The organism is Mesorhizobium australicum, from assembly GCF_900177325.1.
Taxonomy (GTDB): domain Bacteria; phylum Pseudomonadota; class Alphaproteobacteria; order Rhizobiales; family Rhizobiaceae; genus Mesorhizobium_A; species Mesorhizobium_A australicum_A.
In genome coordinates this window covers 5179202-5197606 of sequence record NZ_FXBL01000004.1, presented here as the reverse complement: position 1 = coordinate 5197606, position 18405 = coordinate 5179202, and the positions used below count along the sequence as shown (strand labels likewise).

Below are 18405 nucleotides of genomic sequence, written 5' to 3'. Positions count from 1 at the left end.
TTGCTATGAATGTGATGACCGAAAAGACCCTCGAAGAAGCCGTGAGCACCAGAATGTCGGGCGAGCCCAACGAAGCGATCAAGATGAAGGGTGAGAAGGTCACCGTTCACTATGGCGAGAAGCAGGCGCTGTTCGGGGTCGACCTCGACGTGCGCGAGAAGCAGGTGACGGCGCTGATCGGCCCGTCCGGCTGCGGCAAGTCGACCTTCCTGCGCTGCCTCAACCGCATGAACGACACGGTGCCCAGCGCCCGCGTCGGCGGCAAGATCACGCTCGACGGCGAGGACATCTACGACCGCGCGATCGACGTCGTGGAGCTGCGCGCCCGCGTCGGCATGGTGTTCCAGAAGCCGAACCCGTTCCCGAAGTCGATCTACGAGAACGTCGCCTACGGTCCGCGCATCCACGGGCTGACGAAGACCAAGGCGGACCTCGACGGCGTCGTCGAATCGAGCCTGAAGAAGGCCGCGCTGTGGAACGAGGTCAAAGATCGCCTGCACGAGCCGGGCACCGGCCTGTCCGGCGGCCAGCAGCAGCGCCTGTGCATCGCGCGCGCCATCGCCGTGTCGCCGGAGGTGATCCTGATGGACGAGCCCTGCTCGGCGCTCGATCCGATCGCCACCGCCAAGGTCGAGGAGCTGATCGACGAGCTGAGGCAGAACTACACGATCGTCATCGTCACGCACTCGATGCAGCAGGCGGCGCGCGTGTCGCAGCGCACGGCGATGTTCCACCTCGGCTATCTGGTGGAGGAAGGGGCGACGGACAAGATGTTCACCAGCCCCGACGACAAGCGCACGCAGGACTACATCACCGGACGTTTCGGCTGACCGATCGAGCCACGAGGACAGAACAATGGGCGAGCATACCGTCACCTCCTTCGACGAGGAACTCGAGCACATCGACCGGCTGATCCGCGACATGGGAGATCTGGCCGGATCGATGCTGGCAGGTTCGACGCGGGCACTTCTGACGTCCGACAATGCGCTGGCGCAGCGCGTCGTCTCGGACGATGCGATCATGGACGCCAAGCAGCGCGAGCTGGACGACGCCTCCGTCACGCTGATCGCCAAGCGCCAGCCGATGGCGCAGGACCTGCGCGCCGTCGTCGGCGCCATCCGCATGGCGGCCGACCTGGAGCGCGTCGGCGACCTGGCCAAGAACATCGCCAAGCGCGTCGGCGCGGTCGGGCAGACCTCGACCCCGCGCAACCTGTCGCATTCGATCGACACGATGGCTACGCTGGTTCTCGAACAGGTCAACAAGGTGATCGGCCATTACGTGGCGCGAGACGCCGAGGCGCTGAAGACGCTGCGCGCCGACGACGAGAAGATCGACATCCAGTATACGGCCGTCTTCCGCGAACTCCTCACCTACATGATGGAAGATCCGCGCAACATCACGGCGTGCACGCATCTCCTGTTCTGCGCCAAGAACCTCGAGCGCATCGGCGACCACGTGACCAATATCGCGGAGAACGCGTATTATGTCATGACCGGGACGCTGCTGCCGGCCAACCGTCCCAAGGTGGACGAGACGGCGGCGATGTCCGCCGCCTGATGGACCGCGACGAACGATGATTGCCCCGAAGATCATGGTCGTGGAGGACGAGGAGCCGCTCGGCGTCCTCCTGCGCTACAACCTCGAGGCGGAAGGCTACCAGGTCGAGATCGTCACCCGTGGCGACGAGGCGGAGCTCAGGCTGCAGGAAAGCGTGCCCGACCTCCTGGTGCTCGACTGGATGGTGCCCGCCGTCTCCGGCATCGAGCTCTGCCGGCGGCTCAGGATGCGTTCCGAGACCGAGCGCCTGCCGATCATCATGCTGACCGCGCGCGGCGAGGAGAGCGACCGCGTGCGCGGGCTGTCGACCGGGGCGGACGATTATCTCGTCAAGCCGTTCTCGACGCCGGAGTTCATGGCGCGGGTGAGGGCGCTCCTGCGCCGGGCGAAGCCCGAAGTGCTGTCCAGCGTGCTCAAGGTCGGCGACATCGTGCTCGACCGCGAATCGCACCGCGTTTACCGCAAGAAGAACGAGATCCGCCTCGGGCCCACCGAGTTCCGGCTGCTCGAGTTCCTGATGCAGCATCCCGGCCGCGTCTATACGCGCGGCCAGCTGCTGGACAATGTCTGGGGCGACACCAACTACATCGACGAGCGCACCGTCGACGTGCATGTCGGCCGCCTGCGCAAGGCGGTCAACAACGGCCGCCAGACGGACGTCATCCGCACCATCCGCGGCTCGGGCTACGCCATCCGCGAGGATTAGGCGGAGCCGCCGATCGTTCCGGCTGCTTGCCGCGACGGGCGTCCGCGTGCTTCTCTCGCCTGACGGAGGCCGGGGAGGGCTGCGCATGCGCATCGTGCGGACATTGTGGGTCGTTGTGGCGGTTCTGATCTGCGGAGCGACCGTTGCCACCGCGCAGCAGCCCGCGTCCGAGCCGGCGCGCTCGCGCCACGCGCTGCTCGTCTGGCATCGGCTCGTGCTGGAGCTCGTCCGCCATACGGCGACCTATTCGCCGCCTGTCGCAAGCCGTGCCTTCGCCTATCTCGGCGTGACCGCCTTCGAGGCGCTCGCGACCGGATCGGACGGTCTGCATTCGCTTGCCGGCCAGCTGAACGAGCTGACGCCCGTTCCGTCCCGCGAGGCGGGGCAGTCCTATGACGGCGCCGTCGTCGTGCAGGCGGCGATGGCGCATGCCGCCGCGGCGCTGTTCGAGAACACTGGCCCGACGGGCCAGCGCGCCATGGCTGCGATGGAGAAGAGAGCCGCGGCCGACGCCGCGCGCGGCGTGCCGGAGGATGTGGTGCGCCGCAGCGAGGAGTATGGCCGGGCGGTTGCGCGGCACATCCTCGCCTGGGCGGCGACCGACGGCGGCGCGGCGATCGAGAACATGGGCTTTCCGCTGGACTACACGCTGACCGAGGGGCCGGCGCACTGGGTGCCGACCAGTCTCGTCCAGCAGCAGCAGTTTCCGCTCCTGCCCGACTGGGGCAGGACGCGCACCTTCGCCATGCCCGACGGCGCATCGTGCGGGCTGCCGCCGCCTCCGGCCTACAGCGAGGCGCCCGACTCGCAGTTCTACATCGAGGCCATCGAGGTGCGGGACGCGGTCAACGGCCTCACCGACGAGCAGCGGGCGATCGCGCGTTTCTGGTCCGACGATCCGATGCTGTCGCCCACGCCGCCCGGCCACTGGATTTCCATCGCAATCGGCATCCTGGAGAAGGAGGATGCCGATCTCGTCACCAGCGCCGAGACGCTGGTGCGGCTGGGCGTCACGCTGGCCGACGCCTTCATCGGCTGCTGGGATGCGAAATACCGCTACGACCTCGTCCGTCCGCTCACCTATATCCGCCGCCGCATCGACCCGAAGTGGGAGGCGATCCTCAATACGCCGCCCTTTCCCGAATATCCGAGCGGACATTCGACGCAATCCGGGGCGGCCGCGACGGTGCTGACCGATATGTTCGGGCCGGCCTATGCCTTCGAGGACGGCACGCATTCCGACGACGGGCTTCCCGCGCGCCGTTTCGCGAGCTTCTGGGCGGCGGCGGAAGAGGCCGGCATTTCGCGGCTCTATGGCGGGATCCACTTCCGCTCGGCGATCGAGCGCGGGCTCGACCAGGGGCGCTGTATCGGCGCCTATGCCAACGCGCTCAGGACGAGGAACTGACGCCATGCGCCTGATCCCCGTCCTTCTGGCCACGCTCCTCGCCGTCGGCTCTCCCGCGGCGATGGCGTTCGAAAGCGCCGTGCCGACATTCGCCGACGAGACGGCTTCGGCCGGGATCGACCACGTCTTCACCGGCGAATGGGAGTTCATGGTCGGCGGCGGCGCGGCCGTATTCGACTGCAACGGCGACCGAATGCCTGACATGCTGCTCGCGGGCGGAACCGCGCCGGCGACGTTCTACCGCAACACGGGCGCGGTCGGCGGCCCGCTCTCTTTCGCCGCGCAGGAGAGCGGCCTGGAACTCGACATGGTGTCGGGCGCCTATCCGCTCGATATCGACGGCGACGGCACTACGGACCTCGTCCTGCTGCGGGTCGGCGAGAACGTTGTGATGAGGGGGCTGGGAGCCTGCCGCTTCGAGCGCGCCAACGAGGCCCTGGGCTTCGACGGCGGCGACGCCTGGTCGACGGCTCTTGCCGCGACATGGGAGAAAGGCGCGGGGTTCCCCACCATCGCCGTCGGCAACTATATCGACCGGACGCAGGATGCGTTTCCGTGGGGCTCCTGCACCGACAACTGGCTGCACCGCCCGGCAGGCGAGGAGCGCCGGTTCGCTTCGCCCCTGCCGCTCAAGCCCAGCTACTGCGCCCTGTCCATGCTGTTCACCGACTGGAACCGGTCGGGCACGCCGTCGCTGCGTGTTTCCGACGACCGTGAATATTACAAGGGCGGGCAGGAGCAGATGTGGCGGATCGATCCCGGCCAGCCGCCCGCCCTCTATGGTCCGGCCGACGGCTGGAAGCCGCTCAAGATCTGGGGCATGGGCATCGCCAGCACCGACCTCGACGGCGACGGATACCCCGAATATTTCCTCACCTCGATGGCGGACAACAAGCTCCAGACGCTCGCCCCCAGGCCGGACGGCGGTGCACCCAAGGCGAGCTTCGCCGACATCGCCCTCGCGAAGGGCGTCACGGCGCACCGGCCCTATACGGGCGGCGAGGTGAAGCCGTCGACCGCATGGCACGCCCAGTTCGAGGACGTGAACAATGACGGCTTCGCCGATCTCTTCGTCGCCAAGGGGAACGTCTCGGAGATGCCCGACTTCGCGATGAAGGACCCCGACAATCTTCTCCTTCAGAAGCCCGACGGCACCTTCGAGGAGGCGGGCGAGGCGGCGGGCATCGCGAGCTTCGATACGGGCAGGGGAGCAGCGCTTGCCGATTTCAATCTCGACGGCCAGGTCGATCTCGTCGTCGTCAACCGCAACGGCAAGGCGCGGCTGTGGCGCAATGGCGGCGTCGCGGGCAACTGGGCGGCGTTTGCGCTCGGCCAGCCGCCGCCCAATGTCGACGCGATCGGCGCCTGGGTGGAGGTGCGTTGCGGCGCGCGCACGCTTCGCCGCGAGATCACCGTCGGCGGCGGGCACGCCGGCGGGCAGCTCGGCTGGATCCATTTCGGCCTCGGCGACGAGACGAAGGCCGAGGTGCGCGTGCTGTGGCCGGACGGGAGCGAGGGCGAATGGCAGGCGGTGGAGGCGAACGGCTTCTACGATATCATCCGCGGGCAGCCGCCGCGCAGGTGGCGTCCCGCCGGCTGATCAGGCGACGTTCCGGCCCGGGGCGGGCGCCTGCGCGGGGGAGAAGACTTCCTGGTCGATGAAGGTCAGCGCCCGCATGGCGCATCCCTCGCGGATCAGCGGCATCTCGTCCGGCTCGGTGTCGAAGGAGATCGCGCCCGAATGCACGCCGCCGGCGGTGCGCGCGATGGCGTCCAGCATCGGCTTCTCCATCAGGTCGAAGGCGTTGGCGCCGTGGCCGACGATCGCCACCGGCGCCGGATCGATCAGCGCGAACAGGCTGCCGAGGCCGAAGCCGATCGCCTCGCCGGCAGTGCGGAACGCCTCGCGCTCGGGGCCAGGCTGCCTGCGCGCGACCTCGGCCAGCGCGCGGATGTCGTCATCGGTCACGTCGCGCGCGACCGCCTCCGTCTCCGGCAGGCCCCTGGCGTTGCGCCAGATGGCGTAGTTGCCCGCATAGGCCTCGATGCAGCCGCGCCGCCCGCAGCGGCACAGCGCTCCATCCGGGCGGTGGATCATGTGGCCGAACTCGCCGCCGGACGACTGCGTGCCGGTGAACAGCTCGCCGCGCAGAACCATGCCCATGCCGATGCCGTGCGACAGAAGCACGGCGATGAAGTCGCGGGCGTAGCGCTCCGGATTACGCCAGCGCAGGCCGACCGCGATCATGTTGCAGTCGTTCTCGACCGTGACCGGGATGCCGAATTCCTCTTCCAGGATGGAGGCGAAATCGATGTCGGCATGGGGCGTGATCGGCGACCACAACAGCTTGCGCTCACCGGAATCGGTGATGCCCTGGATGGCGAACACGATGCGCAGGATCGGCCGCCGCCCTTGCGGCATCCGGCCGACGAGATCGCGCAGGATGCCGACCACTTCGTGGACGAGGGCCTCGCGCGACAGGTCGAGGGTCGGCAGCTTGCGCCGCTCCTCGGCCACCGTCTCCCCCGCATAGTCGATCAGCGCCGCAGACAGCTGGTTCATCGACAGGACCATGGTGACAATGGTCGCCGCCGCCGGGCTGAGCCGCACCGCCACCTGCGGCCGCCCGCGCCGCGCGGCGGTCGTGTCGCCCGAGCGGCTCTCGACGAGGATGCCCTCGGCGATCAGGTCGGCGGTGATAGCCGAGATGGTCGAAGGGCTGAGCGCCGTCGTCGCGGCGATCTCGGTGCGCGACGGCTGGCCGGCCCGGCGCACCGCCGCGATCACCATCGCGCGGTTACGGCGGCGCAGGTCGTCGTGACGGATGCCTACCGTCATGTTCGCCATCCTCCCCTGCGCCGTGTCCACCTCGTCGGGCGACCTCCTCTCGGCGCGCGAAGGGATATTGACAGAGCGGGGGGCATGAGTCATTAATTTTTTCGAGGCTCGAAAAAAAGAGCTTCGCAACTTGGCGCATTGCCAACGTCACGCGCCCGCGAGGCGCCCAGGGAGGACTTCATGAAGAAATTAGCAACCGCCATGCTGGCGGGCGTCGCCATGTCGATGTCGCTCGCCGCCGTCGCAGAGGCGAAGGACAAGATCATCGGCGTTTCGTGGTCCAATTTCCAGGAAGAGCGCTGGAAGACGGACGAAGCCGCGATGAAGGCGGCGATCGAGGCCGCCGGCGACAAATACATCTCGGCCGACGCCCAGTCGTCCGCCGCCAAGCAGCTCACCGACGTCGAAGCCCTGATCGCGCAGGGCGCGAACGCGCTCATCATCCTGTCGCAGGATGCGTCGGCCATCGGGCCGGCTGTCGAGAAGGCTCTGGCGGAAGGCATTCCGGTCGTGGGCTATGATCGTCTGATCGAGAACAAGGACGTCTTCTACCTGACTTTCGACAACAAGGAAGTGGGCCGCCTGCAGGCCCGCGAAGTGTTCAAGGTCAAGCCCGAGGGCAACTATGCCTTCATCAAGGGCTCGTCGGCCGATCCGAACGCCGATTTCCTGTTCTCCGGCCAGATGGAAGTGCTGAAGGAGGCGATCGATTCCGGCAAGGTGAAGAATGTCGGCGAGGCCTACACGGACGGCTGGCTGCCGGCGAACGCGCAGAAGAACATGGAGCAGATCCTGACGACCAACGACAACAAGGTTGACGCGGTCGTGGCCTCCAATGACGGCACGGCCGGCGGCGCAATCGCGGCGCTCGCCGCGCAGGGCCTCGCGGGCTCCGTGCCGGTCTCCGGCCAGGACGGCGACCACGCCGCGCTGAACCGCGTCGCGCTCGGCACGCAGACCGTGTCGGTGTGGAAGGACGCGCGCGAACTCGGCAAGAACGCGGCCGAGATCGCCTCGCAGCTCGCCGACGGCAAGAAGATGGAAGAAATCCCGAATGTCGTGAAGTTCACGACGCCGGGCGGCAACGAGACCAACTCGGTCTTCCTGACCCCGATCGCGATCACCAAGGACAACCTGAACGTCGTCATCGACGCCGGCTGGGTGACCAAGGACGTGGTCTGCCAGGGCGTGGCGGCGGGTTCCGTCGCGGCCTGCAACTGATCGCGGCGCGAAGCCAACTCATCGGAACGCCGCGGTTTGACGAAAACCGCGGCGTTTCACTAAGGTAGATACGCCGAAAAGCAGCTTCAGACTGCGGCACGGGAGGACTGTCATGACCGACGCTACCTCGAATGCGGCTCCGGACCGGGCTCGCGCCGCGGAACTCAACGCGGTGGAGCGCTTCCTCAAGGCCACGGAGCTCGACACCCGCATGCTCGGGATGGTCGGGGCGCTGGTGGTCATCTGGCTCGGCCTGCATTTCCTCTCCGGCGGCCTGTTCCTCACGCCGCGCAACCTGTGGAACCTGTCAGTGCAGTCGGCCTCCGTCGCCGTGATGTCGACGGGCATGGTGCTGGTCATCGTCACGCGCAACATCGACCTGTCCGTGGGCTCGATCCTCGGCTTCGTCGGCATGGTGATGGGCGTGCTGCAGGCGGAGGTCCTCGTGCGCAGCTTCGGCTTCTCGCTCGGCGACCCCTCGATCTGGATCATCGCGCTGATTGCCGGCCTCGTGGTCGGCGCGGCGATCGGGGCGTTCCAGGGCTACATCATCGCCTATCTCGGCGTTCCGGCCTTCATCGTGACGCTCGGCGGCCTGCTCGTCTGGCGCGGAGCGGCGTGGTGGGTGACGAGCGGCCGCACCGTGGCGCCGATGGACGCGACCTTCCGCCTGATGGGCGGCGGGCCGGACGGCTCGATCGGCGCGACCTGGAGCTGGGTCGTCGCCATCGTCGCCTGCATTGCGGTCGTGCTGATGCTCCTCAACGGCCGTTCGCAGCGCAAGCGCTTCAAGTTCCCGCTGCGGCCCGTCTGGGCGGAGGTCTTCCTCGGCATCGTCACATGCGGTGCGATCCTCGGCGCGGTATGGATCGCCAATTCCTATCCCTGGCCGATCGGCATCGTGCGCCGCTATTACGAGGCGCAGGGACTGCCGGTGCCGGAGGACGCCTTCATCGCGCATGGCATCGCCATTCCGGTACTCATCGCCATCGGCGTCGGCATCGCGATGACCTTCCTTGCCACCCGCACCCGCTTCGGCCGCTACGTCTTCGCGATCGGCGGCAATCCGGAGGCGGCCGAGCTCGCCGGCATCAACACCCGCTGGGTGACGCTGAAGATCTTCATGCTGATGGGGGCGCTGGTGGCAATCGCGTCGGCGATCTCGACCGCGCGCCTCAACGCGGCGACCAATGCGCAGGGCACCCTCGACGAGCTGCTGACCATCGCCGCGGCCGTCATCGGCGGCACCTCGCTCGCCGGCGGCGCGGGCACCATCGCGGGCGCCATGCTCGGCGCGCTTTTGATGCAGTCGCTGCAGTCGGGCATGGTGCTGCTCGGCATCGATACGCCGCTGCAGAACATCGTCGTCGGCGCGGTGCTCGTGCTCGCCGTCTGGCTCGACACCCTCTATCGCAAGCGGATCTAGGAGAACGACGATGGCCGAGAGCCGTACCCCTCTCGTCGACCTGCGCAATATATCGATCGCCTTCGGCGGCATCCGCGCCGTGGACGACGCGTCCTGCGACCTCTATCCGGGCGAGGTCATGGCGCTGCTCGGCCATAACGGGGCCGGCAAGTCGACGCTGATCAAGATCCTGTCGGGGGCCTACAAGCGCGACGCCGGCCAGATCTTCGTCAACGGCGAGGAAGCGACGATCAACAACCCGCGCGACGCCAAGAAATACGGCATCGAGACGATCTACCAGACGCTGGCGCTCGCCGACAATGTCGACGCGGCCGCCAATCTCTTCCTCGGCCGCGAGCTGATGACGAGATACGGCACGCTCGACGACGTCGCGATGGAGGCCGAGGCGCGCAAGGTGATGGGCCGGCTCAATCCGCGCTTCCAGCGCTTCAAGGAACCGGTGATCAAGCTCTCCGGAGGCCAGCGCCAGTCTGTCGCGATCGCCCGCGCCATCCTGTTCAACGCCCGCATCCTGATCATGGACGAGCCGACGGCGGCGCTCGGCCCGCAGGAGACCGCCCAGGTCGGCGAGCTGGTCAAGCAGCTCAAGGCCGACGGCATCGGCATCTTCCTGATCAGCCACGACATCCACGACGTGTTCGACCTCGCGGATCGCGTCTGCGTGATGAAGAACGGCCAGGTTGTCGGCACGGCGCGCACGCAGGACGTGACCAAGGACGAGGTGCTCGGCATGATCATCCTCGGCAAGTGCCCGCCCGGCGCCATTCCTGGACCGGGGGCAATGCAGGAGCCGGCGCACGCGGCCTGACCCGGCCTGGGCTAACGTTGGGTCCGATCTGGGCGGCGGACCACTGATTGCATTACGTGATTCATCCGATAAGAGTCGTCCGCGATTTGCGGGATTCTGGTGGAGCGCGTGAAACGGTTATTCCCCGTGGTCGTGTTCGTGTCGGTCGCGACTGCAAGCCTCGCCATGGCAGGCTACGCCTATGTCGCGGCGACCGATGCGGCGCGCATCAAGTTCGAGAGCACGGCCGACGACGCCGTCAACCGCATCGAGACGCGGCTGGAGCTGCATCTTTCCATGCTGCGGGCGACGCTTGCGCTGTTCAAGACCGGCAACGGCATGGTGAGCCGCGACGCGCTGCGTTCCTTCGTCGCCGCTCTCGACATCAAGGATCGCTATGCCGGCATCCGCGGCCTCGGCTATGCGCGGCTGCTGCGCAAGGGCGGCGAGAAGGCGGCGGAGGACGATCTGGCGCGCAACTACGGCGGCGAGATCAGGGTATGGCCGCCCGAGGGCGGCTCGCAGCGCACGCCGATCACCCTTCTCGAACCGCTCGACGAAAGCAATCGGGGCGCGTTGGGCTACGACATGATGAGCGAGCCGACCCGCCGCGCCGCGATGATGCGCGCGATGGAGATGGGGGAGCCGCGCGCCACCGGCCTGGTGCCGCTGGTGCGGGACGCCGGCTCCATGTCGCAGCCGGGATTCCTGATCTATCTGCCGCTGGTGCTCGGCGCCTCCGACGATGCCCCCGTCGCCCAGCGCATGGCGGCGACGGCCGGCTTCGTCTATGCGCCGTTCCGGGCGGCCGACCTCTTCGGCGCGGCCCTGTCGAGAGCGCCGCTCCTGCCGCTGGCGATCGAGGTCTATGACGGCGAGCCGAAGCCCGAGACGCTGATCTTCCGCTCGCAGACGCCGCCCGACCGGTCGATGGGCAGGTTCGGGACCAGCCGGCAGGTGCAGGTGGCCGGCCGCACCTGGCTGCTCCGCTTCGAGCCGACCTCGAACTTCGCCTGGCCGGCCTCGCGCATGGCAGCCATCGCGCTCGGCCTCTTCGGCCTGGCCCTGGCGACCGCGCTCGCCTATGTCGTGCGCTCCGGCGAAAAGGCCTACGAGGCGGTGCGCGCGCTCAACGAGGCGGGCGAGAAGGCGTTGCAGGAGAAGGATCTTCTGCTGCAGGAGATGAAGCACCGGATCAAGAACTCGCTCGCCCGCGTGCTGGCGATCGCCCGCCAGACGGCGTCGGGCGCGAAGACGGTCGAGGATTTCTCCGCCTCGTTCAGCGCGCGGCTGCAGGCGATGTCGGCCTCGCAGGACATGCTGACCCGCTCGCGCTGGCAGAAGGCGGACCTGCGCGAACTGCTGCTCACCGAGGTGGAGCAAGTGCTGGGCAACGGCATGGATGCCGACCGGCTGACCGGCCCGCAGGTCGAGATCGACGAGGCGACCACGCAGGCGCTCGGCCTGACCTTCCACGAGCTGGCGACCAATGCGCTTAAATACGGCGCGGCCGGCACGGGCAAGGGCACAGTCGCGGTGACGTGGAGCCTGACAAGGGGCGGATTGCGCCTGTTCTGGCGCGAGCGCGGCGGCGGCAAGGTGGAGCCGCCCGAACGCAAGGGCTTCGGCACGCGGCTGATCGACGCCAACATCGTGCGCGAACTCGGCGGCTCGGTCGAGCGACGCTATCCCGAGGACGGGATCGATATCGAGATCTTCATTCCGCTCAAACGCTGAGGCGGCCGTACGTGAGGAAGGGGCCGCGCTGTCGCGGCCCCTTCGCGTCTGCGTAGCAGATCAGTAGTAGCCGGCCGGGCAGGCGGCGATGTAGATGCGGCCGCGACGGTCGCGGTAGCGGCACTCACCGCGACGCGTGGCCTGACCCAGCAGAACACCTGTCGCGCCACCGACCACGGCGCCCACAAGCGCCCCTTCTACACGACCCGTGGCGATGCCGCCGACGGCCGCGCCCACCACGGCGCCACCTGCCGCATCTTGCTCAGCCGTGGTGCAGCCGGCGATCGCCCCTGCCGCCACCAGGGCGATGATGATCTTCTTCATTGCGCTCTCTCCTTCAGAAACGACCCGCCCGAATGTTTCCTACACGCGATGCGAGCAAAAATCCGGCGGACTGCCGGAATATCTAGACCGGGAGGAGTATGCATTGAACGTAACAGTTCGGTTTCGCCTCGTCCCGATCCAATCTTGGTTGCTCATTCGTGAAGGGTTTTCCCCTTCACCGATGCCACGTTCATCGAGACGGCTTCGATCGAAGCGCGCAAGGCGCCGTCGGGCGTCACATCCCAAACCAGTTCGGCGTCCTGCTCCTCGAGGGCCGGATCGACGAATACGCAGGTTCCCATCACCCGCGGCCGCAAATGATCGAGCCGCCCGAGGATCGCCGGCAGCTCCGTATCGCATTCCACCGACGTCTCGTAGACGGTGACCGGCGACGGCAGTTCCTCGCACTGCTTCATATCCTGCGAACATCCGACGATCAGCAACAGCGCAGCAATGTGTTCCATGGCCGAATCCTTTCGGCCCTGGAACGTTCTTCCGTTTTATTTGGTTCCATTTCTGGCGGAATTGCGAATAGTCCGGCCGGAAGGATCGTTTGCCTTCCCCGGACAAGCAGCGGTTATGCCAGGTAGGCAAGGGCGAGGATGGCGGCGACCGCTGCGGCGGCCGCGATGATGGCGATACGGCGAACCGCATAGGGCGCGACGGAGGCCGGCGGACGTTCCTCGATGGCAAAGCTGCCCATCGCGAGCCGCGCGGCATCCTCCAGATGGATCCTCGTGTTCACGCCCTGCTCCTCTCCAACCGAATTCGCCAGCGTAAACGGCCTCCTCCCCAGCCGGTTCCCAATTCCCGCAGCGAACCGTCGCACATTCTGGTTGAAGCCCGATTAAGATGCCGGCTCACATTCTTTCTAGTCGAGGTGAAAACTGTCGGCGGGCAGGACCAGCCGATAGACGAGCCGGCCCGCGCCCGTCGACAGGCTGGCGGTGCTGTTGAGCGAGGACGGCACCACCCGTTCCAGCGCCACGGTGCCGAAGCGCTTTCGCTCCGGGCCGGCGTCGGGCCGGATGAGCGGCTCGCTCCAGAGAAGCTCCATCTCTCCGTCCGGCAGGAGGCGGACCTCGATCTTGACCTGGCCGTCGGGCGAGGACAGCGCGCCATAGCTCACCGAGTTGACGGCGAGCTCGTGCAGGGCCAGCCCGACGTGAAGCGCTGCGTTCGGGTTGAGATACGGGTTCTCGCCGCTGACGACCAGATTGCGCGACGGCTCGGCGCAGTAGCGCGCGACCTGGCCGGCCACGAGCTGCGACAGGTCGGCCCCGCGCCAGTTGGACGAGGTCACGAGGTCCTGCGAGGAAGAGAGCGACTGAAGCCGCCCGCGGAACCGGGTCAGGAACTGCTCGACCGTATCGGTGTAGCGGCCGGTCTGGGCCGCAATGCTCTGAATGATGGCGAGCAGGTTCTTCGAGCGATGGCTCACCTCCCGAAGCAGGGTGCGCAGCGTCTGCTCGCGCTGCCGCTGCTCGGTGATCTCCGTGGCGGTCGTCACCACGCCAACGACGGAGCCCTCGTTGTTCCTCAGCGGGTCCAGCCATATCTCGAACCAGCTCAGGCCTTCCGGACCCGAAACCGCGATCTCGGTATGGCGCCGCTCGGTTCCCGCGAGCACTTCCTTCTTGAGGCCGGTCAGCTCCTCGGCAACCGCGTCGGAGAAGATGTCGGCGTCCCTGCGCCCGACAATCTTCCCAAGTCCCCACTTGGCGGGCGCATTTTCACTCCAAAGATAGGCAAGCGAAGTGTCCTGCGCGAGGATCGCGACATTTGCGTTGGCAAGTGCACGGACGAGGCTGGCCTGGTCGGCCTGATCGGCATGGGCGCGCGAAGTCGGCGACATACGCTCGCTCTTCCCCGCTTCAGTCATTTGCTGCCGCCCTGCTGGTTACCTTCGGGACAAACTGCTGACGGTGCGCAAAGTTCCCTCGCTCTGACGCGGGGCAGGCCGGTTCGACAGGACGACGCAAAAGCCGCCGGACCGCGATCCCGAAAGACCGCGGTCCGGCTTCGGCTCCGGGAAGCCGCTGAGGGGGATTTGTTGGCTCCCCGGAACGGGTAGCCTTGCGGTCGCCCCGCCCTAGCTCGCCCGGCGCACCAGGCCGGCGATGAGCGAGATCGCAAGGAATGCAAGGAAGACAAAGAACAGAATCTGCGCGATACCGGCAGATGCCCCCGCGATCCCCCCAAAGCCCAACGCACCGGCGATGATGGCGACGACGAGGAAAACGACGGTCCAGTACAGCATTCTACTCTCCTGAAATCTGCGGGCCGATGGCTCCGCAGGAGCGCATCTCCCGTGTTCTGGCAAAATTGTGGCCGAACGGTCCTGCCATTATAAAACAACGCGCCGCGGCGCCTTTTGTTCCGTCAGGCGGCTGCTTTTGCCTGCCGGTCGAAGAACAAAGCCTGGCTGATCAGGGCCTTGACCATCTCCGGATTGAACGGCTTGGTGACGAGGAAGGCCGGTTCCGGACGCTCGCCGGTGAGCAGGCGCTCCGGGAAGGCGGTGATGAAGATCACCGGCACCGCGGTCGACGACAGAATCTCGTTGACGGCATCGATGCCCGAGCTGCCGTCGGCGAGCTGGATGTCGGCGAGCACCATCTTGGGCTGCGTCTTCTGGAAGAGGCCGACCGCCTCCTTATGGGTGCGTGCCGTGCCGACGACGCGGTGGCCGAGGCTTTCCACCATCTCCTCGATGTCCATCGCGATCAGTGGCTCGTCCTCGATGATGAGGATATCGGTCGCGACCTGCTTCGAGATCTCGCGCGACGCCTCCGCGATCAGGTCGGTGAAATCCTCCTCGCTCACGTCGAGGATCTCGGCCGCCTGCTCGTCGCTGAAGCCTTCAACCGCAACCAGCACGAAGGCCTGGCGTGGCAGCGGCGAGAGCGAGCCGAGATTGGCCGCGGCGCGCCGTTCCCAGGCCTGGACCGGCTGCTCCGCCGGCATGTTCGACGCGACGGAGGAAAACAGCTTGGCAAACACCTTGTAGAGCGCGACCCGGTCGCTGGAGGCTTTCGGGAAAATGCTTACATCGGCAATGATCGCCTCCAGCGCGGCGGCGACATGGGCGTCACCGCTCGACTGAGAGCCGGAAACCGCGCGCGCGAAGCGGCGCAGGAACGGCAGATGCGGGGCGATGCTTGCAGACAGGCTCATGTGATGACGTCTCCCTCAATGACGAACTGCGCCGCAGAGAATAGGGGCGCATGTGTCGGTTCAACGGGCGTCGACAAAAAAAGTTCCGGGCGGAGGGAACTTTTTTCGCGGCGGCGCATTTCAGCCCGGACATTGCTGTCGGCGGGCCGCAATGCCGGCATGTACGCCATCAGGGACGGTGGGCGCTGCCGGTAAAGACAAAGGGCGAGTTCAAGGAATGACCAACAAGAAAAACACCTCCGAGCGGCAGGCGGGCCTGCTTGGAAGCGCGGACCTCCTCGGCACCAACTCCGAAATCGGACGCAAGCTGCGCCAGTACTATGACGGTCTCGTGTCCGAAGAGGTTCCCGACCGTTTCGCGCAATTGCTCCAGCAGCTCGACAAGGCAGAAACTGCCGGAAAGTCGGAGTGAGCCGATGGCGGTATCAGCCGACTTCAAGTCCGGACTGCTTGCGTCGATTCCCAACCTGCGTGCGTTCGCGGTGTCGCTGACGCACAATACGGACCGCGCGGACGACCTCGTGCAGGAAACCCTCGTGAAGGCCTGGGACAAGCACGAGAGCTTCCAGCCGGGGACGAACCTCAAAGCGTGGCTGTTCACCATCCTGCGCAACGAGTTCTATTCGCAGATGCGCAAGCGCGGTCGCGAGGTGCAGGATTCAGACGGGATCATGACCGGCCGCCTGGCGGTGCATCCGAGCCAGCAGGGCGCGCTCGACCTGGAAGACTTCCGCGGCGCGCTCGAAATGCTGCCGGAGGATCAGCGAGAGGCGATCATCCTGATCGGCGCATCCGGCTTTTCCTACGAGGAGGCGGCGGAGATCTGCGGCTGTGCCGTGGGCACGATCAAGAGCCGGGTGAGCCGCGCCCGCGCCCGCCTGCAGGAGCAGCTCGGCATTTCCGGCGAAGGCGAGTTCGGCCCGGATTCGATCACGGTTCAGATCCTCAGCACGGCGGTGTGACCCGCCGGCGTCCAGTCTCAGTCGAGCCGTTGAGGGACACGTTGCAGGGTATCCGCCAGAGCGTCGACCACTTCATTACCCAGATAAGGCTTGGTGACGACCCGCACGCCGGGGAAGTTCTCCGACATCTCCTGCGAGTCGGCATAGCCGGTTGCGAAGATGAATGGCACGCCCGCTTCGAACAAGGTGCGCGCGAAGTCGACAGACGATATGAGGCCCAGCCTCAGGTCGATCACGGCCACGTCGAAATCGAGCGCTCCCGACAGTGTCGTACCGACTTCCTCGAGCGTTCGGCAGATCCGAACTTCCGCCGCGCCGCTGTCGCGACAGGCCTGCTCGACCTCCATCGCGATGAGAAACTCGTCCTCGAGGACGAGAACCCTAAGGCCGTCGAGCGGCAGCTTGGTCAAAATGGCTTTCTCCGAATTCGCATTGCTGTACCGATCGCAGATAAATTCCCCTCCCGTCATTTAACTTTGACATGCCGGAGCGCCGGGGGCAGCGGAAGGAAGACGGGTCCATGACGCCAGCGCCGGCCAGTTCGGCCAAGAAGTATCCGTGCGAGAAATGCCCGTTGCGGCCGCTGGGGGTCTTCAGGGACTTCACTTCTGCCGAACTCGGCTTCATCAGCCGGTTCAAGACCGGCGAGCTCACCATCGATCGCGGCGCGACCGTGCTCGTCGAGGGCAATCACAGCGCGCATCTCTACACCGCCCTGTCCGGCTGGGGATTCCGCTACAAGCTGCTGCCGGACGGCCGACGCCAGATCCTCAACTATGTCGTGCCGGGCGACCTGATCGGCCTGCAGGGCAGCCTCACCGGCGAAATGCAGCATTCGGTCGAGGCGCTGTCGCCGATGATGCTGTGCGTCTTCGAGCGCGAACAGCTTTTCTCGCTCTACCGCAACCATCCCGGCCTCGCCTACGACCTCACCTGGCTCGCCGCGCGCGAGGAGCAGATGCTCGACGAGAACCTGCTCAGCGTCGGACGTCGCAGCGCGCTGGAGCGCGCGGCGTATCTCATCGCCTTTCTCCACCAGCGGGCGCGATCCGTGCAGCTTTATGGCAAGGGAAAGGCGGAAATCCCCATTACGCAGCAGCATGTGGCCGACACGCTCGGGCTCTCTATCGTCCACACCAACAAGACACTCAGGAAGCTGATCGACCGCAAGGCGATCCGCTGGCTCGACCGCGGCTGCGAGGTGCTCGACGAGGAAACGCTCTGCGGGATTGCACGATGGGAGGGGCTTGGCGACCAGCGCCGCCCGCTGATGTGAGAAATCCGGCTGGACTCGCGCCGTGAAAGGCATTTTGATGCTGGCAGGTCCGAGGAACTTCGCCGCCGGTCCCGCGTTTGGAACACGCAAACGCAAAGGAGCCCGCCATGCCATCTTCCACAGCTAAAACCGAAAAGCCCGCCAACGGTTCCAGGGCCACGGATCCGTCCATCTCGGAGATGGAGGCTCAGATCGAGACCCTGAAGGCGGAGATCGCCAAGCTGACGGCGCAGGTGCAGAGTTCGGGCGAGAAATCGCTCGAAGCGCTGAAATCCATCGCGCAGGAAGGCGCCACCCAGATGCGGGCCAAGGGGGAGGCCGCGGTGCAGGGTCTGAAGAGCGAGGCCAGCGACATCGAGGGCGAGATTGTCGCCCGGGTGCGCGAGAAGCCGGTCACGTCGCTCGCTATTGCCGCCGGCGTCGGCTTCCTCTTCGCATTGCTCACACGCCGCTGACGCCTTGGCCTATCCCGGAACGTCCATGCTCGCGGCACTGATCCAATCTATCGTTTCCGGAGAGACATCGCGAGCGGCGAAGCGTGTCAGGCGCGCCATGATCGACTACATGATCGCGGGGATCTGTCTCGCGATTGGCCTCGGCTTCCTGATCGCGGCCGCCTACATCTTCGTCGCCGAGCGGTATGGTCCGCTCTACACGGCGGTCGGGTTCGGCCTTGGATTCATTGCGCTGGCCGGCGTGGCGCTGATCGTGCACCGCATCGTTTCCGGCATTCAGGCAAAGCGCCGTGCTGAAGAAGCGCGGGCTGCTCAACTCCAGGCGCTTGCGGGAGCCACGGCGTTTGCCATTCTTCCTGCGCTTCTGAAGGGACGTGGCGGGCTCCTGTCTCTCCTGACGCCGGTGGCCGCCATGGCCGCCTATGCAATCTACAAGGAGAACAGCGACCGGGACGAGGATCCCGACGCCTAAGTCTCTCTGATTGCTCGACTACCTGCCGAATCCGGAACCTAATCCCGGCGGCGCG

22 protein-coding genes are annotated in these 18405 nt (G+C 66.4%); 14 read left to right on the top strand and 8 right to left on the bottom strand.

The features are described 5' to 3' along the window. The first annotated feature begins 5 nt into the window (after positions 1-5). The 5 genes from pstB (at position 6) to B9Z03_RS28025 (ending at position 5274) form a co-directional block, all read left to right on the top strand. Entirely contained in the window at positions 6-830 is an 825-nt protein-coding gene (pstB, locus tag B9Z03_RS28045; RefSeq protein WP_085467256.1) for a phosphate ABC transporter ATP-binding protein PstB, read from the top strand. A 25-nt stretch (positions 831-855) separates the two neighbouring features. Then, positions 856-1560, top strand: coding sequence for a phosphate signaling complex protein PhoU (phoU, locus tag B9Z03_RS28040; RefSeq protein ID WP_085467255.1), 705 nt, complete (start codon positions 856-858; stop codon positions 1558-1560). 16 nt (positions 1561-1576) lie between these two features. After that, positions 1577-2266: a phosphate regulon transcriptional regulator PhoB gene (gene phoB / locus B9Z03_RS28035; RefSeq protein WP_085467254.1), complete on the top strand. Its 690-nt coding sequence runs from the start codon at positions 1577-1579 to the stop codon at positions 2264-2266. Between the two features lie 85 nt (positions 2267-2351). Next, positions 2352-3674: a vanadium-dependent haloperoxidase gene (locus B9Z03_RS28030; protein ID WP_085467253.1), complete on the top strand. Its 1323-nt coding sequence runs from the start codon at positions 2352-2354 to the stop codon at positions 3672-3674. A gap of 4 nt (positions 3675-3678) precedes the next feature. Beyond that, positions 3679-5274: a CRTAC1 family protein gene (locus B9Z03_RS28025; protein WP_085467252.1), complete on the top strand. Its 1596-nt coding sequence runs from the start codon at positions 3679-3681 to the stop codon at positions 5272-5274. On the opposite strand, the gene B9Z03_RS28020 is transcribed toward B9Z03_RS28025, so the two are convergent. Then, complete coding sequence (locus B9Z03_RS28020; RefSeq protein ID WP_085467251.1) at positions 5275-6513, bottom strand: ROK family protein; 1239 nt, start codon at positions 6511-6513, stop codon at positions 5275-5277. 180 nt (positions 6514-6693) lie between these two features. On the opposite strand from B9Z03_RS28020, the gene xylF reads away from it, so the two are divergent. From xylF to B9Z03_RS28000, 4 genes are all read left to right on the top strand, one after another. Next, complete coding sequence (xylF, locus tag B9Z03_RS28015) at positions 6694-7734, top strand: D-xylose ABC transporter substrate-binding protein (protein WP_085467250.1); 1041 nt, start codon at positions 6694-6696, stop codon at positions 7732-7734. 112 nt (positions 7735-7846) lie between these two features. After that, positions 7847-9160: a sugar ABC transporter permease gene (locus B9Z03_RS28010; protein WP_085467249.1), complete on the top strand. Its 1314-nt coding sequence runs from the start codon at positions 7847-7849 to the stop codon at positions 9158-9160. 10 nt (positions 9161-9170) lie between these two features. After that, positions 9171-9968, top strand: a complete 798-nt coding sequence (locus tag B9Z03_RS28005; RefSeq protein WP_085467248.1) for an ATP-binding cassette domain-containing protein — start codon at positions 9171-9173, stop codon at positions 9966-9968. Between the two features lie 108 nt (positions 9969-10076). Next, positions 10077-11684: a CHASE domain-containing protein gene (locus B9Z03_RS28000; protein WP_085467901.1), complete on the top strand. Its 1608-nt coding sequence runs from the start codon at positions 10077-10079 to the stop codon at positions 11682-11684. A 60-nt stretch (positions 11685-11744) separates the two neighbouring features. Here the strand turns inward: B9Z03_RS28000 and B9Z03_RS27995 are convergent, their stop codons facing one another. From B9Z03_RS27995 to B9Z03_RS27975, 6 genes are all read right to left on the bottom strand, one after another. Beyond that, complete coding sequence (locus B9Z03_RS27995; protein ID WP_085467247.1) at positions 11745-12008, bottom strand: glycine zipper domain-containing protein; 264 nt, start codon at positions 12006-12008, stop codon at positions 11745-11747. A gap of 152 nt (positions 12009-12160) precedes the next feature. Beyond that, a complete protein-coding gene (locus B9Z03_RS27990; RefSeq protein ID WP_085467246.1) occupies positions 12161-12472 on the bottom strand; it encodes a hypothetical protein in 312 nt (103 codons plus the stop codon). A gap of 113 nt (positions 12473-12585) precedes the next feature. Next, entirely contained in the window at positions 12586-12753 is a 168-nt protein-coding gene (locus B9Z03_RS29975) for a hypothetical protein (RefSeq protein ID WP_176247663.1), read from the bottom strand. A gap of 126 nt (positions 12754-12879) precedes the next feature. Next, complete coding sequence (locus B9Z03_RS27985; RefSeq protein ID WP_139832521.1) at positions 12880-13863, bottom strand: sensor histidine kinase; 984 nt, start codon at positions 13861-13863, stop codon at positions 12880-12882. A gap of 237 nt (positions 13864-14100) precedes the next feature. Continuing rightward, on the bottom strand, positions 14101-14268 hold the full coding sequence (locus B9Z03_RS27980) for a DUF1328 domain-containing protein (RefSeq protein WP_085467244.1): 168 nt from the start codon (positions 14266-14268) through the stop codon (positions 14101-14103). Between the two features lie 122 nt (positions 14269-14390). Beyond that, a complete protein-coding gene (locus tag B9Z03_RS27975; protein ID WP_085467243.1) occupies positions 14391-15185 on the bottom strand; it encodes a response regulator in 795 nt (264 codons plus the stop codon). A 217-nt stretch (positions 15186-15402) separates the two neighbouring features. Between B9Z03_RS27975 and B9Z03_RS27970 the strand changes: the two genes are divergently transcribed. Next, complete coding sequence (locus B9Z03_RS27970; protein ID WP_085467242.1) at positions 15403-15597, top strand: NepR family anti-sigma factor; 195 nt, start codon at positions 15403-15405, stop codon at positions 15595-15597. A gap of 4 nt (positions 15598-15601) precedes the next feature. After that, positions 15602-16147 (top strand): sigma-70 family RNA polymerase sigma factor, encoded by a 546-nt coding sequence (locus B9Z03_RS27965; protein WP_085467241.1) that lies wholly within the window; start codon positions 15602-15604, stop codon positions 16145-16147. A gap of 17 nt (positions 16148-16164) precedes the next feature. Here B9Z03_RS27965 and B9Z03_RS27960 read toward each other — a convergent pair whose 3' ends face one another. Beyond that, positions 16165-16557, bottom strand: coding sequence for a response regulator (locus B9Z03_RS27960; RefSeq protein WP_244561868.1), 393 nt, complete (start codon positions 16555-16557; stop codon positions 16165-16167). A gap of 110 nt (positions 16558-16667) precedes the next feature. On the opposite strand from B9Z03_RS27960, the gene B9Z03_RS27955 reads away from it, so the two are divergent. The 3 genes from B9Z03_RS27955 (at position 16668) to B9Z03_RS27945 (ending at position 18350) form a co-directional block, all read left to right on the top strand. Next, the gene (locus tag B9Z03_RS27955) at positions 16668-17423 is read left to right on the top strand and encodes a Crp/Fnr family transcriptional regulator (protein ID WP_085467239.1); all 756 of its coding nucleotides are present in this window, start codon (positions 16668-16670) and stop codon (positions 17421-17423) included. A gap of 107 nt (positions 17424-17530) precedes the next feature. Continuing rightward, a complete protein-coding gene (locus B9Z03_RS27950; protein ID WP_085467238.1) occupies positions 17531-17878 on the top strand; it encodes an ElaB/YgaM/YqjD family protein in 348 nt (115 codons plus the stop codon). A 25-nt stretch (positions 17879-17903) separates the two neighbouring features. Next, the gene (locus B9Z03_RS27945) at positions 17904-18350 is read left to right on the top strand and encodes a hypothetical protein (protein ID WP_085467237.1); all 447 of its coding nucleotides are present in this window, start codon (positions 17904-17906) and stop codon (positions 18348-18350) included. The last annotated feature ends 55 nt before the right edge of the window (positions 18351-18405 follow it).

Bases quoted from the DNA above. Each gene is read 5' to 3' on its own strand.
- B9Z03_RS28005 (WP_085467248.1), top strand. From the start codon at position 9,171: ATGGCCGAGAGCCGTACCCCTCTCGTCGACCTGCGCAATATATCGATC.
- B9Z03_RS27980 (WP_085467244.1), bottom strand. From the start codon at position 14,268: ATGCTGTACTGGACCGTCGTTTTCCTCGTCGTCGCCATCATCGCCGGT.
- xylF (WP_085467250.1), top strand. From the start codon at position 6,694: ATGAAGAAATTAGCAACCGCCATGCTGGCGGGCGTCGCCATGTCGATG.
- B9Z03_RS28030 (WP_085467253.1), top strand. From the start codon at position 2,352: ATGCGCATCGTGCGGACATTGTGGGTCGTTGTGGCGGTTCTGATCTGC.
- B9Z03_RS27975 (WP_085467243.1), bottom strand. From the start codon at position 15,185: ATGAGCCTGTCTGCAAGCATCGCCCCGCATCTGCCGTTCCTGCGCCGC.
- B9Z03_RS27955 (WP_085467239.1), top strand. From the start codon at position 16,668: ATGACGCCAGCGCCGGCCAGTTCGGCCAAGAAGTATCCGTGCGAGAAA.
- B9Z03_RS27965 (WP_085467241.1), top strand. From the start codon at position 15,602: ATGGCGGTATCAGCCGACTTCAAGTCCGGACTGCTTGCGTCGATTCCC.
- B9Z03_RS27945 (WP_085467237.1), top strand. From the start codon at position 17,904: ATGCTCGCGGCACTGATCCAATCTATCGTTTCCGGAGAGACATCGCGA.
- pstB (WP_085467256.1), top strand. From the start codon at position 6: ATGAATGTGATGACCGAAAAGACCCTCGAAGAAGCCGTGAGCACCAGA.
- B9Z03_RS27985 (WP_139832521.1), bottom strand. From the start codon at position 13,863: ATGTCGCCGACTTCGCGCGCCCATGCCGATCAGGCCGACCAGGCCAGC.
- B9Z03_RS27995 (WP_085467247.1), bottom strand. From the start codon at position 12,008: ATGAAGAAGATCATCATCGCCCTGGTGGCGGCAGGGGCGATCGCCGGC.
- phoB (WP_085467254.1), top strand. From the start codon at position 1,577: ATGATTGCCCCGAAGATCATGGTCGTGGAGGACGAGGAGCCGCTCGGC.
- B9Z03_RS27970 (WP_085467242.1), top strand. From the start codon at position 15,403: ATGACCAACAAGAAAAACACCTCCGAGCGGCAGGCGGGCCTGCTTGGA.
- B9Z03_RS28010 (WP_085467249.1), top strand. From the start codon at position 7,847: ATGACCGACGCTACCTCGAATGCGGCTCCGGACCGGGCTCGCGCCGCG.
- B9Z03_RS28025 (WP_085467252.1), top strand. From the start codon at position 3,679: ATGCGCCTGATCCCCGTCCTTCTGGCCACGCTCCTCGCCGTCGGCTCT.
- B9Z03_RS28020 (WP_085467251.1), bottom strand. From the start codon at position 6,513: ATGACGGTAGGCATCCGTCACGACGACCTGCGCCGCCGTAACCGCGCG.
- B9Z03_RS27990 (WP_085467246.1), bottom strand. From the start codon at position 12,472: ATGGAACACATTGCTGCGCTGTTGCTGATCGTCGGATGTTCGCAGGAT.
- B9Z03_RS27950 (WP_085467238.1), top strand. From the start codon at position 17,531: ATGCCATCTTCCACAGCTAAAACCGAAAAGCCCGCCAACGGTTCCAGG.
- phoU (WP_085467255.1), top strand. From the start codon at position 856: ATGGGCGAGCATACCGTCACCTCCTTCGACGAGGAACTCGAGCACATC.